The organism is Methylobacterium nonmethylotrophicum (assembly GCF_004745635.1).
In the GTDB taxonomy this organism is placed as follows: Bacteria; Pseudomonadota; Alphaproteobacteria; order Rhizobiales; family Beijerinckiaceae; genus Methylobacterium; species Methylobacterium nonmethylotrophicum.
The window spans coordinates 262,633-277,480 of record NZ_SRLB01000001.1; the positions used below are offsets into that span (position 1 = coordinate 262,633).

Sequence of the window (14,848 nt, forward strand, 5' to 3'; positions counted from 1 at the left end):
GGAATGAAGTTATCCATGCGTATCGGATCGCGGGATCGTGGGCCGCAGTTACAGGGTGATCCGCGCACCAGATCGCGTCATCGTTCGCGGCTCGCCTGTCCGGCAGCGAGCGTCGGGTAGTCGGTGTAGCCGGTTTCGTCGCCGCCATAGACGCCGACCGGTCGCGGAGCGTTGTAGGGACCGCCGGCACGGATGCGGGCGGGCAGGTCGGGATTGGCCACGAACGGGCGCCCGAACGCGACGGCCTCGGCCTCGCCTTGCGCCACGATCGCGGCGGCTCGCTCCGGAGTGAGGCCGCCATTGACGATCAGCGGGCCCGGGTAGAGCGGGCGAAACAGCGCCAGCATCCGGTCGTAGTCGGGGGCTCCGGTCCAAGCGTTGGTATCCGCGAGGTGCAGGTAGGAGAGACCGGCCCCGGCGAGCCAGGACACCAGCGGGCCGTAGGTCTCGGCGGGATCCGGATCGCGGACGTCGTTGTAGGTGGCAAAGGGCGAGAGCCGGAGACCGACGCGATCCGGCGGCACCGCGTCCGTCACCGCGGCCACCACCTCCCGCAGGAAGCGGGCGCGCCCCTGCGCATCGCCGCCATACGCGTCGGTGCGCCGGTTGGTGATAGGCGAGAGGAATTGCGGGATCAGGTAGCCGTTGGCGCCGTGGATCTCCACGCCGTCGAAACCGGCCTCGCGGGCATGGGCGGCCGCGAGGCGGTAGGCTTCGACCGTCGCTGCGATCTCAGACCCCGTCATGGCGCGGGAATGCGTCGCCGCGATCCGCACGTAGGCGCCGTTGGCGAGAAGTCCCCAGACCTGAAGCGCGCCCAGATCGTCGTTCACGCCCGACGGCGACAGGGGCTCGTGACCGCCGAGCAGACCCCGCGCGCTCGCCCGGCCGCCGTGCCAGAGCTGCGCCACGATGAGGCCGCCCTCCGCGTGCACCGCCTCGACGATCGGCCGCCAGCCCTCGACCTGGGCGCGCGTCCACAGGCCCGGCGCGCGGTCGAAGGCGTTCGACATCGGATCGACGTTCACGCCCTCGGAGACGATCAATCCGGCGCCGGCCCGAGCGGCGTAGTATCGCGCGGCCGAAGCGTTGATGACGCCCTGCGCGTCGGCGCGCGAGCGCGTCATTGGGGCCATGACGATGCGGTTCGCGAGCGTGAAGCCGCCGAGGCGGACGGGGTCGAACAAGTCTGCCATCGCATCTTTCCTTCCGTCGTCAGGCGCCGAGTGCGGCCTTGATCCGGCCCGCCGTGAGCGGCAGGTCGCGCAGGCGCTGGCCTGTCGCATCCCGGATTGCGTTGGCGAGCGCGGCGCCGGCCGGCCCCTGGGCCGCCTCGGCGACGCCGAGGAACGGCTGGTCCGCCTGCGCCACGATGTGGACCTCGACGCTACGTGGCACCGCGCTGAAGCGCAGGATCGGGTAGGCGGACCAGTCGACGGAGGTCACGCGGGTGCGGTCGAAGGCGACGCGCTCGAACAGCGTCCAGCTCGCGGCCTGGAGGATGCCGCCCTCGATCTGATTGGCGACCCCGTCGGGATTGACGACCTCGCCGGTATCGACCGCGGCGACGACTCGCTCGATGGCCACCCATCCGGTCTCACGGTCGAGGGTGATCTCGACCGCGACGGCGCAATAGGCTTCGAGATTCTTGTAGCGGGCGAAGGCGAAGCCGAATCCGCCGCCGGCGCGGGCGGATCGCCCCTCCCAGCCGAAGCGCCGCGCTGCCGCCGCGACGACGGCGCCCGCACGCGCATCCGTCAGGTGCCGAAGCCGGAAGGCGACCGGGTCCAGGCCGGCGGCGCGGGCGAGATCGTCCATCGTGCTCTCGATGGCCATCACGTTGAGGTAGCCGCCGAGCGAGCGCATCGACGAGCCGCGCAAAGGCATCTCGGGCAGGAAGTGGTGCACCACCCTCGCATTCGGGAAGGCGTAGAGCGGGATCGCGTTGCGGTCGCCTCCGCCCTCCGGCTGGGCGAGGGCCACGGGTGGGGCCGGCGGGAACGGCTCTGCGATCTCCCGGGCTGCGAGCAGCGCGCCGGGCGGTCCTGGCCGCATCATGTGCGACGGGCTCCAGACCTCGTGCGTCCAGGCGGCGACTTTCCCGTCCGGCGTGACAGCGGCGCGCACGCTCGCCACCATCCCGGGCCCGAACGGCTCCCAGGCATGCTCCTGCTCGCGCATCCACTGCACCCGGACCGGGCGGCCCGGCACCTCGCGCGCCAGGAGCGCGGCATCGGCCGCCGCGTCGTCGGCACCGTTCTGGCCGTAGCAGCCCGCCCCCTCGGCGTGGATGCACCGCACCTTGTCGTCGGGCAGGTGCAAGAGACCGGCGAGCGCCCGTCGCAGCGGGAAGACGCCCTGGCTGTGGCTCCAGACCGTCACGCCGCCGTCCTGCCACTCCGCGATGGCGCAGGATGGACCGATCGAACCGTGGGCGAGGTAGGGGCGAGTGAAGGTCCCCTCGACGACCGTACCGGCTCCGCCGGCCGCACCCCGCTCCAAGATGGTCGAATCCCGGCTCGGCAGCGCGCGCAGGGCGTCCGGCAGGGCTGCGGCATCGGGCAGGGCCGCCGTCTCGCGCCAGCGGGCAGAGGCAGCGAGCCGGCGCATCGCCTGGATCGCAGACCACTCGCCCTCGGCGACGACGCCGAGGAAGGTCCCGTCACAGACGACCTTCACCACGCCCGGAAGCCGCTCGACCGCCGCCGCATCGACCTCGATCAGGACGGCGCCATAGCTCGGAGGCCGCACGACACGGGCATGCAGCAGGCCGGGCGGGCGCAGGTCCTGGATGTACGCCGCGCCGCCCGTCACCTTAGCGGGGATGTCGATGCGGGGCACCGGCCGCCCGAGCACCGCGTACTCGGCCGCGCGCGTGAGGGAGGAGGCGGGTTGCGCCTCGGCGGTGAGAAGCGCGTCGGTCACGAGGTCGCCGTAGCCGATCCGGGCGCCGCCGGGCCCGAGGACCGCCCCGTCTTCGGCCCGCAGCCGCTCCGCCGGGACGCCGAGCCGCCCGGCCGCCTCGGCGATCAGCAGGGCTCGAACCTGGGCGGCGGCGTGGCGGATCGCGGTACCGGAATCCTGCACCGAGTGGCTTGCCGCCGTGTAGCCCTCGTCGGCGGTGCGGCCGGTATCGGCGGTCACGAGCGACAGGCGCGTGAGGGGAGCTTTCAGCTCCTCGGCGGCGATCTGGAGCAGCGCCGTCTTCAATCCCTGGCCGAGCTCGGCCTTGCCGGTCAGGACCGTGACCGCGCCGTCGGGCGCGACGCGGATCCAGGAATCGAGGCGCGGGGTGTCGTCGAGGCTGCCGGGCAGGCCGCGCTTCCTCGGCCCCTCGCCCTTGCCGGTCTCGGTCTGGGCGCGCGCGGGCGCGAGAGAGAAGGCCAGCACAAGGGCACCGGTGCCGGCGAGCACCGTGCGTCGCGACAGGGTCATCGTCCGGCCTCCGCGGTGGAGCGCGGCCGCATCGCGTCCGCCGCCCGGCGGATGGCGCGCAGGATGCGCATGTGGGTGCCGCACCGGCACAGATGCGGCTCGAGCTCGGCCCGGATCGCGTCGTCGGACGCATCCGGGTCGCGCGTGAGGAGGGCGTGGGCCCGCATCATCATGCCGGGGATGCAGTAGCCGCACTGGGCCGCCTGCGCGTCGATGAAGGCGCGCTGCAGCGGGCCCGGCGCCTCCGCCGTGCCGAGCCCTTCGAGGGTCGTGACCTGGCGATTCTCGGCCAGCAGGACGGGCGTGACGCAGGAGAAGACCGCCTCTCCGTCGATCACCACCGTGCAGGCGCCGCACTGGCCGAGGCCGCAGCCGAACTTGGCGGCGTTGAGCCCGAACTCCTCGCGCAGCACGTAGAGGAGGGGCGTGTCGGGCGCCGCGCGCACCGCGCGCCGCTCGCCGTTGAGGATCATGCTCGTCATGGTCGGCCTCATCGCGTCATTGCCGGCGTCATGGCCGCCGCCGGGCGCGCCGCGAGGCGGCGGGCGGCCCGGGCCTCGCGGATCGCGGGTTCGAGATCGGGCCAGGGAGCCCCGCCGCCGAAGCGCCGGCGCAGGCCGGCCGCGAGGCTCGCCACCTGGGCGTCGGTCAAGACGGCGCCGAAGCCCGGCATGATCGGCTGGCCCGTCCCGCCCCGCGCCGGCAGGCCCTCCAGGATCACGTTGACCAGGTTGCGCGGGCTCTCGCCGGTGATCGCGGTCGAGAGCGCCAGCGAGATCCCGCCGAAGGGCGGCGGCCGACCGCCCTCGTGGCAGGCCGCGCAGGCGGCCGCGTAGAGGTCGGTGCCGGCCCCTTCGATCGCGGCCTGCGCGCCGGCCGCCTGCGGTGCTTTGCCCGGACCGGAGGAGGGGGCGAGAGGTGGCGTGGCCGTGCCCGAGCCGGCGCCCAGGGAGGCGAGATAGCGCGCCATCGCCACGACCTCCTCCCGCGGCACCTCGGCCAGGTTCTCGACCACCGGCGCCATCGGCCCGCGGGCGACGCCGTGCAGCGGGTGGAAGCCCTCGCGCAGGTACTGCGTCAGCGCCGCCTCGTCCCACGGCACCGGCGCGCGGGAGGCGGCGCCGAGGGCGTAGGCCCGCCAGCCCTCGGCCTCGCCACCCTCGTAGGCGCGCGATACGACCTCGGCCCCCAGGAGGCTGCGCGGCGAGTGGCAGGCGCCGCAATGGCCGAGACCTTCGACCAGGTAGCGGCCGCGATGCCAGGCCGCGTCCTTCGTCGGATCGGGCGCGAGGTCCCGGGGACGCAGGAACAGCAGCTTCCAGCCTGCGAGCGTCAGGCGCACGCTGAGCGGGAAGGGGAGTTCGTTCGGCGGCGGCGTCGCGGCGACTGCCGGGCGGGTCATGAAGAACGCGTAGAGCGCCCGCACGTCGTCGTCGCTGGTGGCGCTGTAATGGTCGTAAGGGAACGCCGGGTAGAGGTGGCGGCCCTCGCGGTCGACCCCCTCGCGCAGGGCGCGGGCGAACGCGGCCTCGGACCAGCGCCCGATCCCGGTGTCCGGATCCGGGGTGATGTTGGTCGAGTACAGCGTCCCGAACGGCGTCGGCAGGGGCAGGCCGCCGGCGAAGGCGGCACCGTTCGGTGCCGTGTGGCAGGTGCGGCAATCGCCGATCAGGGCGAGGTCGGCCCCGCGCCGCACCAGCGCCGGGTCGAAGGAGGCGGGCGCCGGTGGCGGGACCGGCGCGATCTCGGGCTGCCAGGCGAGCGCGAGCGCCGCTCCGGCCGCGGCGAGGCCGACAATCCCGATACCGGCGATCACGCGTCTCGTGCGCATGGCGTCACCTCCTGGCGGGGGATCGGAGCACGGTCCGGAGCGGCCGGGCTTGTCGGATCGCGGGTGGTTTTGGACATTCGCGCGCCCTCAGCGGCGGCGCAGCGCGACGAGCTGGATCATGCTCGCCAGAGCCCCGAGGAGGAGGCCCAGACCCGCCACCGCCGGCCAGCCGCCCGCCTGCCAGGCGGCGGTGCCGGACGCCGAGCCGGCGGAGCCGCCGAGGAACATCGCGCCCATCAGGATCGTGTTGAGTCGCGCTCTCGCCTCCGGCTTGAGGGCGAAGACGACGTGCTGGTTGGCGACGAGTGCCGCCTGCATGGCGAAATCGAGCAGGATCACCCCGGCCACGAGGGCGATGAGCGAAGGCGAGAGCCCGAGGACCGCCCATGAGACGAGCGTCAGGACCGCTCCGGTCGCGACGATTCGTGCCGGGCCGCTGCGATCGGCGACGCGTCCGGCGAGCGGCGCGGCGGCGATGCCGACGGCGCCCACGATCCCGAACAGGCCCGCGATGTCGGCGCCGTAGCCGTAGGGCGGGCCGGCGAGACGGAACGCCAGGACGGTCCAGAACACCGTGAAGGCGGAGAAGATCAGGGCCTGCGTGACCGCGGCGAGCCTCAGCGGCGGAAAGTCCCGCCACAGCCCGGCGAGGGAGGCGAGCAGCTGCCCGTAGCTCAGGGCCGCCTCGGGCCGGCTCCGCGGCAGGGTCGTTGCCATCAGGGCGCCGGCGGCGAGGGAGAGCGGCACGCCGAGCCAGAACATCTCGCGCCAGCCGGCATGGGTGGCGACGAAGCCGGCGAGCGTGCGGCTGAGCAGGATGCCGGTGAGGATCCCCGACAGGATCGTGCCGACCGTGGCGCCGCGCCGCTCGGGCGGGCTGAGGTGCGCAGCAAAGGGTACGATCTGCTGCGCCACCGTCGCCGAGAGCCCGACGGCGAGCGAGGCGAGCACGACGAGACCCGCGCTCGGCGCCGCCGCCGCGAGGGCGAGGGCCGCCGCCAGCACGCCGAACTGGCCGACGATGAGCCGGCGCCGTTCGACGAGGTCTCCGAGGGGCACGAGCAGGAAAAGCCCCGCCGCGTAGCCGAGCTGCGTCGCGGTCGGGATTAAGGCCGTCACCTCGCCCGGCAGGTCGCGCTCGATCAGCGCCAGCATCGGCTGGTTGTAGTAGATGTTGGCGACCGCGAGGCCGGCGGCGGCCGCCATCGCGAAGGTGCGCGCCCGGGGCGTCACATGGGTCGCCGGCCTCTCGGCCGCGGCTTGAGCGGACATGGTCCTTCTCCATCGGCCGGCCGATCCGTTCGCCAGTGCCGGTCCGCCGACAAGTTATTCCGTCACGCCGCACGGTGTAGTAGCGTCGCACGATATGCGATTGTAACGTGGCGCGTTATTTTGGACTTTCTCGCTCTCTCCGTCCTGACCGAGGCGGTCGGCGCCGGCAGCCTTGCGGCGGCGGCGCGGCGCCTGCACATCACCCCGATGGCCGCGACCCGCAGCCTGTCGGGCCTCGAGCGCGAACTCGGGGTGCGCCTCCTGCACCGCACGACCCGCTCGCTCTCCCTCACCGACGAGGGGCAGGTCTTCCTCGCCCATGCCCAGGCCCTGCTCGAGGAGCGCGACGCGGCGCTTGCCAGCGTGCGTCCGGCTGAGGCCGGCGCGACAGGGCGGCTGCGCCTCACCGCCTCGACGGCCTTCGGCCGCAAGGTCGTCGCCCCGGCGCTCGTCGCCTTCATGCAGGGCCACCCGGAGGTCCGGGTCGATCTCGTCCTCACCGACAGCGTCCTCGACCTGGTCGGGGAGGGGCTCGACCTCGGGATCCGCATCGCCCGGTTGAGCGAGTCGAGCCTGGTGGCGCGTCGCTTGGGGGCGAGCCCGCGCGGCCTCTTCGCGACGCCGGGCTACCTTGCTAAGGCCGGGATGCCGGTGCGGGCAGCCGATCTCGCGACCCATGAATGCCTGGCGCTGGCGGGCGCCGGCCACTGGGCGCTCGGGGTGGCCGGGCAGCAGCATTCGGTACGGGCGACGGGCCGCTTCACCGCCAACACCATCGAGGGGCTGCACCAGGCCTGCCTCGGCGGCCTCGGGATCGCGATGCTGTCGCGCTGGGACGTGGCCGAGGAGGTCGCGTGCGGGCTCCTCAGGCAGGTGCAACTGGAGGAGGGCGAGCCGGAGCCGCTGGCGATCTGGGCGGTCTACCCGACGCGCCGGATGGTCCCGGCCAAGGTGCGGCTGTTCATCCGGTTTCTCGCCGAGCGTCTGGAGGCGTGAGGTGATGCGGCCGGCGTGGCGGAGTTCGCGCCGCGGATCTCCTAATTTGCGCCGCCCTCATTCCGGTTCATTCGCCGCCACTGCCCCGGGCTCGTCCCCGCGGCCTGCGAGAACGCCCGCGTGAAGTAACTCTGGTCACCGAAGCCGCAGAGCAGTGCCACCTCGGCCAGCGGCAGCGCGGCATCGCGCATCAGGCGCTTCGCCTCGGCGATGCGGAGGTCCGACAGGTAGCGGTGCGGCGACTGGCCGGTGCTGCGCCGGAAGGCCGCCGCGAAGTAGCTCGGCGACAACCGGCAGGCTTCGGCGACCTCGGCGATCGTCAGGGCTGTGGCGAACCGGGCGTGCAGGATCTCCCGGGCGCGGCGCTCCTGCCACGGCGAGAGGCCGCTGCGGACCGGCCGCGCCGCAGCGGCAGCACCGTCGCCGTAGCGATCGAGCGCGTGGGCGAGGAAGGCCATGGCGGTGTGCTCGACGAACATCGCCCGCGCCGGATCGGGCTCGGCCAGCGCCGGCAGCAGCAGGGCGACGAGGCCTGCCGCGACCGGGTCGCGATCCGCCCGCGGCCAGGCAAGGTGCGAGGGCGGCGGGACGTCGTTCTCCCGCGCAACAGTGTCGACGAGGGCGTGCGGCACGTAGAACTGAACCGCGTCGAGGGGGCCGCTCATGATCGAGCGCGGGCAATCGGCGAGGCTCACGACACTGACGGCGTCGGCCGGCACGGCGCCGGCATGAACCTGCCGCCCGCCCACGGTGAAGGCGTGCTGCTGCAGCGGCCGCACCTGCACCACGATACTGAAGGCGGCCTCCTGCTTGAGCGGCGGGGTCTCGGTGCCGGGCGCGAGCAGGCCCTGGAGGCGGGTGACGACCAGGGAATGGCCGGTCCGGTGCGTGGCCGTCAGCGTCCCGCTCGCGCGAACCCCGATATGGTCGGCCATGCGCGTGCCGTTCAGGCCGGACATCCGGCCAGGTGACGCGCGCCCGGTCCGAGGCGGCAGCGCGGGCGTGCGAGACGATGAAGAGGTGTAATCGAGAATCATTCCAGCACCCGGAGGCTACGGGTGCATGATCCCAGAGGCGAGAGCGACGGTCTTTTCGATTCCTGCTTTGGTATTTGCGGTGCTTGCTGTTACGCGCTCTGCTGCCGCCGATAGTCCCCGGGCGTGCAGCCGGTCGCCCGCTTGAAGGCAATATTGAATGCGGATTGTCCGGAGAAGCCCGACCGATGGGCGATCTCGCCGAGGGGCGTCGCGGTCCTGGACAGGAGACGCCGCGCTTCCTCGAGCCGCGCGGCGCTGACGAAGCTGTGCGGCGTGCTCCCGGTGACCGCCTTGAACAGCCGCGAGAAGTGGAACGGACTCAGGCAGGCAACCTCGGCGAGCTCGGCGACCGTGAGGTCGCGGTCGAGGTTGTCGCGGATGAAGTCCGTCACCCGGCGGATCCGAGCCTGGCAGGTCGAGCCGGCCTCAGGCTCGGACCGATCCGGGCGGTCGTGCCCGTACATCTGCGCCACCCGCGCCACCAGCGACAGCGAGGCCGCTTCGACCAGCATCCGGCCGGCGGAGGTCTCGGACTGGAGCTCGCGGCCGATCGCGAGGCCGAGCTGGCGCACCAGGTCGTCGTCGACATCGGCGAGGTAGCGGACGGCGTCGGCGCGGATGCGAGGGTCGCCGTAGAGCTCAGCCATGTGGGCGAAGCGCTCGACCGGCAGGTAGACGTGCAGGATGTCGTGCAGGGCGCCGGAAATGCCGATGTCGTCCTCGGCCACGCCGACCGGGCAGAACCACACGGTTCCCGCCTCCACGGCGGTGCGCTGGCGTTGGCCCGCCCCCTTGCGGCTGACATAGGCGCCGGGGCTGCGCCGCGTCGCGATGGTGATCTCCATCTGCGTCGGCACGATCGCCGGCAGCTCTCCGGGCGGATGGCAGCGCAGCTCCGCCGCGACGCCCGACCAGCCCCGCCCCTGCGAGGAGGCGACGAGGCCCGCATTGGGAAACTTGAACGCGCCGTGCCGATGCAGATCCATGCGCGACAATGTCCAAGCCGCGGTACGGCTACGCTATTATACACCCGTATCGGCGACACGGGCGCCGGGTTCGCCTAGAGCCTCGCCACTCATGACCGCCACAAGCGGGCCGGCGCGCGCCGACGGTGGTCGGACGTCGCCGAAGCGGCATCGGAGGAGGCCCAGGAACCGGGTCCCGGGCGGAGGACCGCATGAGTCAAGGCTTGGGGCAGGGAGGCTTGGGGCAGGGAGGCACGGAGCAGGAAGGCTTCAGGCGGGGAAGCCTGGGGCAGGTCTTCTCGCGATGGCCGAGCCTCGCCTCCGCCAATGACGGCTCCCCCGCCGCCGACGCGCTGCCGGCCTGGATGCTCTCGGCCCACCGCCGTCGCTGGCCGGACCTCGTCGAGGACGGCGCGAAGGCGGTCCTGGCGGTCCTGGTCCCGGTGCTCCTCGTCGGGTGGGGTCTGGCCGCCGGGCCGCCGGCATCCGTCGCGATGGCGGGCATCCTCGTCGCGGGCGTCCTGGCTGCGTTCCTCGGCACCTTGCACGTCGCGCGGCTCCGGCGCGCCCTGCGGGCGAGCGAAGCGCAGTTCTCCGCGATCTTCGAGCGCGCCGGGATCTCGATGTGGCGCGAGGACTGGAGCGCGGTGGGCGAGGCCATTGCCGCCTTGCGCCTCGCCGGCGTCACCGACATCGAGGGCTACTTCGCGGCGCGGCCCTCCGAACTGCGGGAGCTCTGCGGCCGGGTGCTGATCAAGGACGTCAACGCCTTCACGCTCGAGGAGACCGGCGCGCCGGACAAGGCAGCCTTCGTCGGCCCGCTCGACCGGCTGCTGCCGGAGACCGACCAGACCTTCGTGCAGTGGCTCGTCGCGCTCGGTCGCGGCGACCGCTTCTTCCGCTCGGAGGCCCATATCGTTCGGGCGGCCGGCCAGCAGAGCGACGTACTGTTCACCGCCATGCTGCCGCGCGAGCGCGCCGAGTTCTGCGACCTCCTCATCACCTCCCTCGACATCACGGCCTACAAGCAGGCGCAGGCGCGGCTCGCTGCCGCCGAGGGCGACCTCGCCCGGGCCGCCCGCTCGATCACCGTGGGGGCGGTGAGCGCGTCGATCGCCCACGAGGTCAACACGCCGCTCGCGGCGATCGCCGCCAACGCCCAGGCTTCCTTACGCTGGCTGAAGCGGCCGGACCCGGACCTCGCCGAGGTGACGGCTGCCCTGGAGGATGTCGTCTCCGAGGCACGGCGGGCCCGCGACGTCGTCGCCCGCACCCGCTCGCTGTTCGGCACGGCCTCCCTCGCGCTCGCGCCCGTCGATCTCGTCGAGGCGGCCCGAGAGGCGACGCTGCTCGCCGAGCGGGACTTGCGCGCCAACGGCGCCGCGGTCCTCATCACCGCCGATCCCGACCTGCCGCCGGTCACCGGCGACCTCGTCCAGATCGAGCAGGTGCTCGTCAACCTGCTCGTCAACGCCGCCCAGGCGATGGCGGGGTCGAGCGGCCGCCGGGACGTCGCGATCACCGTGCGGGGCGATCCCGGCGCTGTGCGCGTCACGGTGAGCGATACCGGCCCGGGCGTGCCCCCGGAGCAGCGGGCTCGCATCTTCGAGCCGTTCCATTCGACGAAGCCCGGCGGGATGGGCATGGGACTGGCGATCTGCCGCAGCTGCATCGACGCCCATGGCGGCGACCTCTGGCTCGACGACGCGCCGGGTGGCGGGGCCGCCTTCCACGTCCGGCTTCCGACCGCATGCCGGTCTCCGGCCTGACCCCCCGCTCCGTCGCGATCGTCGACGACGACCCGGCGATCCGCCTTGCCCTGACCCGGCTCGTCGGGTCCCTGGGCTATGCCCCGATGCCGTTCGAGACCGGCGGCCACCTGCTCGCCGCCCTCGGTGCCGTCGAACCGGGCTGCGTCGTCACCGACCTGCAGATGCCGGGCCTCTCCGGCCTCGACCTTCTGCGCCAGTTGCGGCTGCACCGTCCCCGGCTGCGGGTCATCCTCGTCACGGCCTATCCGAGCGACGCGAACCGCCGGCGCGCGCTCGCCTGCGGGGCCTTCGCGTATCTCGCCAAGCCGTTCGAGGCAGAGGAGCTGGAACGCTGCCTCGCTCGCGTGTTCGACACGCCCTGATTTCGTGTTAGACCCCGGCAGCCCCGCTTCCGGCGCAAGTTCGCTACCGGCGGGCCCTCCGCCGGCGACGCGTTCACCCCGATCCCGATGCAGACCGGCACTGTTTACATCGTCGATGACGACGCGGCCCTGCGAACGGCCCTCGTGCGCCTCTGCGGTTCGGCCGGGCTCAAGGCCATCGGACACCCCGACGCGTCGCACCTGCTCGCCAATCCGGACGTCGAGCGGCCGGCCTGCATCCTCCTGGACGTTCGCCTGACGCACGACGACGGCCTCGACGTCCAGGCCCGGTTCCAGGCGTCCGGCACCACGATCCCGATCATCTTCCTGACCGGCTATGGCACGATCCCGATGACCGTGCGGGCGATGCGGGGCGGGGCGGTCGAGTTCCTGACCAAGCCCGCGGAGGACGACGACATCCTCGCGGCCATCGACCGCGCCCTCGCCCTCGACGCGGCGTCCTTGGCGGCAGAGTCCGCCCGAGGCGCGCTCGCCGGCCGGCTCGCCTCCCTCACGGGCCGCGAGCGCGACGTGTTCGCCCTCGCGATCGGCGGCCTGATGAACAAGCAGATCGCCGCCGAGCTCGGCGTCTCGGAGATCACCGCCAAGGTGCACAAGCGGCGGGTGATGGAGAAGATGGAGGCCCGGTCGCTCGCCGACCTCGTGCGGATGGCGGGCGAGCTCGGCATTGATGCTCCACGCCAGCGTTGAGCGGCCCTCATCCGGCGCCCCGCCGGCTCCCGGCAGGGCCGTGATGATTCGCACTGTCGAGGCCATCTCCGCGAGCGCTTGCCCGTGCAAGGACACTGCCCGCCGCAGCCCGGGCCCGGCGCCTCCTCCCTGCGCCGCGACCCAGCCCCCGGATGGCGTCGGCGAGCGTCGGCGGCAATTCCCGCCGCAGCGACCGGGTGAGCGCCCGCGTCCGGGAGCTGGTGCGGTGGATGGCTTCCCGCTGGCCGGAGAGCCAGTCGGGCAGACCGTTCGTCCGTGCCACCGGGGCGTCGAGTTCGCTTCCTCGTTCCTCGAGCCAGCGGATCTGATGGTAGAACTCGATGAGCTCGACCGCGGTGCGCGACGAGAACAGCCCGATGCGCCCGGAGTTGTTGGCGAAGACCGCGAGGTCGTGGCGCCACAGGCGCAGGGCCGCGGCCTCCCGGCCCTCGACGATGGTCCCCGCCCGGTTCAAGCGTGCCTCGTAGCGCAGCAGGCTGCGCTGGATCGACTTGATCTCAGCCAGCAGGGCGAGTCCGTAGGTGCGGCGCTCCTGGCGCCGGACCCAGCCCTGGCTGAGCAGCGCGCCGAGGAAGCCGGTGACGATGCTGATCCCGGCGGAGAGCAGAACCGTCGTGAAGGCGAGGTCGGTCACGCCCGTCCCTCCTCGACCGAACCGAGGCTCCGGACCGATACCGGGAGCGGGGACTCGCCTACCGTCACCGCGCGTCTCCGGGCGGCTGGGCATGGAACACGGTGGTGTAGTTGGCCGGGATCCAGCCGAACCTCCCGTCCTCGGCCCGAATGTGGCCGAGTCCCGGGAAGGAGATGTGGGCGGCGCCGATCCAGGCGCCGGTGCGGGCCGCCTCCGAGAAGAGCGCCTCGCGCCGGGCCTCGGCGCCCGCGCCGTCGGTGTCGTAGGTCACCGTGACCTGCGGATCGGGGAGCTGGATCGGCGCCACGTGGACGATGTCGCCCCAGACCAGCAGCGTCTCAGTTCCACTCGTCACGCGGTAGGAGATGTGCCCCGGCGTGTGGCCCGGGGTCGCGACCGCGACGAAGCCCGGCAGGATCTCGCCCTCGCCGTCGAAGGGAATGAGCCGCCCGGCGTCGCGGTAGGGCTTGAGCGCGGCCTGGGCGCCCCGGAACATCGGCAGCAGGAAGGGTGGAGCCGCCGCCTCGTTGGCCGGGTCCAGCCAGTAATCGGCGTCGCGGCGGCTGACCCGGACCGTCGCGTTCGGAAAGACGACTTTGCCGTCGTGCATGACCCCGCCGACGTGATCGGCGTGCAAGTGGGTCAGCAGCACCTCGTCGACCGCCTCCGGCGCGTAGCCGGCGGCGCGCAGGTTCGCGACGAGCTTGCCACAGCAGGATCCATAGAGGTCGCCTGCGCCCGCATCGATCAGGACGAGCCGTGAGCCGGTATTGATCAGGAACGCGTTGATCGAGCCCTCGAACGGCAGGGCGAGGAAGTCTCGCGCGAGCCGGCTCTCCGCCTCACCCGGCCGGACCTCGGAGAGGAGGGCGCGTGGCCCGCCACCGTCGCGGGGCCGCTGGAGCACGGTCGGGATCGGAAAGGTGTGGGTGCCGTCGAGGAGGGCTGTCACCTCGAAGCGCCCGAGCATCATGCGGTAGAAGCCCGGTGCCTGCTCCGCCACCTGGGGCGCCGCCGCACGCAGGCCGCCGGACGGCGCCGCCAGGACCAGGCAGAGGGCCAGGGCGCAGGCGCCGCCGAGGCGCCGGACTTTGCCGGCCGACGTGCCGTGGCCGCGAAGCCCGGTCATGCCTGCTCTCCCGAACCAATTGGTTCCTCCTCGGGAACCGGGATCGCGAAGCCGTTCAGGGTCACCGAGACGAAGCAGTAGTGACCGACGAGGTAGATCAGTTCGTTGGCACCCGCTTGGCCAAACAGCGCCACGGCGCGCCGGTAGGTTGGCTCCGGTAGGATCCCGCCGCCAATGAGCGCGCGGGCGACGTCGAACGCCGTCGCCTCCTCGTCCGTGAGATCCGGCGGCCGCTCGCCCGCGGCCAGCGTCGACAGGCGCTGGTTGCTCATCGCGTGGCGAGCCTGCGCGACCGCTCCATGCGCGTAGATCTCATAGGCCGCGCCGAACCGTGCGCCGACCGCCAGGATCGCGACCTGCCGCACCGCATCGGGCAGGATCTTGAATGCGGTCATCGCCTGGGTGACGGTCCAGAAGGCCGCGCCGACCTCAGGCTGGTACAGCCACGCATTCCAGGGCCCGAGGAGTGCGCCGTCTGCTCGCGTGGTGGTGAAGAGGTCGTACTTGGCGCTCACGCCCGACCTCATGTCGTCGTAGAGCGGCCGCTGTAACGGGGAAAGGTCGGCGGGGGCGATCGGCGGGAGGCGCATCCGTGGACTCTTCTCGTCAGCGGCCGTGAGTGCGACCGTCCTCGTTGTCTAGCGGGGCTGCCTCGAGCTGACTTGTACGGGATCGCGCTCGAT

14 protein-coding genes are annotated in these 14,848 nt (G+C 72.7%); 4 read left to right on the forward strand and 10 right to left on the reverse strand.

The features are described 5' to 3' along the window. Positions 1 to 77: 77 nt before the first annotated feature. The 5 genes from EU555_RS01220 to EU555_RS01240 form a co-directional block, all read right to left on the reverse strand. Positions 78 to 1,196 carry an alkene reductase gene (locus tag EU555_RS01220; RefSeq protein ID WP_135412620.1) on the reverse strand — a complete coding sequence of 373 codons (1,119 nt, stop codon included), beginning with the start codon at positions 1,194 to 1,196 and terminating at the stop codon, positions 78 to 80. A 19-nt stretch (positions 1,197 to 1,215) separates the two neighbouring features. Further along, a complete protein-coding gene (locus EU555_RS01225; protein WP_135412621.1) occupies positions 1,216 to 3,435 on the reverse strand; it encodes a xanthine dehydrogenase family protein molybdopterin-binding subunit in 2,220 nt (739 codons plus the stop codon). Then, positions 3,432 to 3,917: a (2Fe-2S)-binding protein gene (locus EU555_RS01230; RefSeq protein WP_135412622.1), complete on the reverse strand. Its 486-nt coding sequence runs from the start codon at positions 3,915 to 3,917 to the stop codon at positions 3,432 to 3,434. Before EU555_RS01230 ends, EU555_RS01225 begins: the two co-directional genes overlap by 4 nt. Before the next feature lie 8 nt (positions 3,918 to 3,925). Next, positions 3,926 to 5,266: a c-type cytochrome gene (locus EU555_RS01235; protein WP_135412623.1), complete on the reverse strand. Its 1,341-nt coding sequence runs from the start codon at positions 5,264 to 5,266 to the stop codon at positions 3,926 to 3,928. An 87-nt stretch (positions 5,267 to 5,353) separates the two neighbouring features. Beyond that, positions 5,354 to 6,538, reverse strand: a complete 1,185-nt coding sequence (locus EU555_RS01240) for an MFS transporter (RefSeq protein ID WP_205820731.1) — start codon at positions 6,536 to 6,538, stop codon at positions 5,354 to 5,356. 120 nt (positions 6,539 to 6,658) lie between these two features. Here EU555_RS01240 and EU555_RS01245 point away from each other — a divergent pair, with 120 nt between their 5' ends. Next, entirely contained in the window at positions 6,659 to 7,534 is an 876-nt protein-coding gene (locus EU555_RS01245) for a LysR family transcriptional regulator (protein ID WP_167858405.1), read from the forward strand. A 41-nt stretch (positions 7,535 to 7,575) separates the two neighbouring features. On the opposite strand, the gene EU555_RS01250 is transcribed toward EU555_RS01245, so the two are convergent. After that, on the reverse strand, positions 7,576 to 8,493 hold the full coding sequence (locus EU555_RS01250) for a helix-turn-helix domain-containing protein (protein WP_245524079.1): 918 nt from the start codon (positions 8,491 to 8,493) through the stop codon (positions 7,576 to 7,578). 167 nt (positions 8,494 to 8,660) lie between these two features. After that, complete coding sequence (locus tag EU555_RS01255) at positions 8,661 to 9,557, reverse strand: helix-turn-helix domain-containing protein (RefSeq protein ID WP_135412625.1); 897 nt, start codon at positions 9,555 to 9,557, stop codon at positions 8,661 to 8,663. A 191-nt stretch (positions 9,558 to 9,748) separates the two neighbouring features. Between EU555_RS01255 and EU555_RS01260 the strand changes: the two genes are divergently transcribed. From EU555_RS01260 to EU555_RS01270, 3 genes are all read left to right on the forward strand, one after another. Next, positions 9,749 to 11,305, forward strand: a complete 1,557-nt coding sequence (locus tag EU555_RS01260) for a sensor histidine kinase (protein ID WP_135412626.1) — start codon at positions 9,749 to 9,751, stop codon at positions 11,303 to 11,305. Beyond that, entirely contained in the window at positions 11,287 to 11,670 is a 384-nt protein-coding gene (locus tag EU555_RS01265; RefSeq protein ID WP_135412627.1) for a response regulator, read from the forward strand. Before EU555_RS01260 ends, EU555_RS01265 begins: the two co-directional genes overlap by 19 nt. A gap of 87 nt (positions 11,671 to 11,757) precedes the next feature. After that, positions 11,758 to 12,381: a response regulator transcription factor gene (locus tag EU555_RS01270; protein WP_135412628.1), complete on the forward strand. Its 624-nt coding sequence runs from the start codon at positions 11,758 to 11,760 to the stop codon at positions 12,379 to 12,381. A 7-nt stretch (positions 12,382 to 12,388) separates the two neighbouring features. Here EU555_RS01270 and EU555_RS01275 read toward each other — a convergent pair whose 3' ends face one another. The 3 genes from EU555_RS01275 to EU555_RS01285 form a co-directional block, all read right to left on the reverse strand. Continuing rightward, positions 12,389 to 13,036, reverse strand: coding sequence for a hypothetical protein (locus EU555_RS01275; protein WP_135412629.1), 648 nt, complete (start codon positions 13,034 to 13,036; stop codon positions 12,389 to 12,391). 64 nt (positions 13,037 to 13,100) lie between these two features. Further along, complete coding sequence (locus tag EU555_RS01280; RefSeq protein ID WP_135412630.1) at positions 13,101 to 14,165, reverse strand: MBL fold metallo-hydrolase; 1,065 nt, start codon at positions 14,163 to 14,165, stop codon at positions 13,101 to 13,103. After that, positions 14,162 to 14,755 carry a carboxymuconolactone decarboxylase family protein gene (locus tag EU555_RS01285; RefSeq protein WP_135412631.1) on the reverse strand — a complete coding sequence of 198 codons (594 nt, stop codon included), beginning with the start codon at positions 14,753 to 14,755 and terminating at the stop codon, positions 14,162 to 14,164. The genes EU555_RS01280 and EU555_RS01285 overlap by 4 nt, the downstream gene beginning before the upstream one ends. Positions 14,756 to 14,848 lie beyond the last annotated feature (93 nt).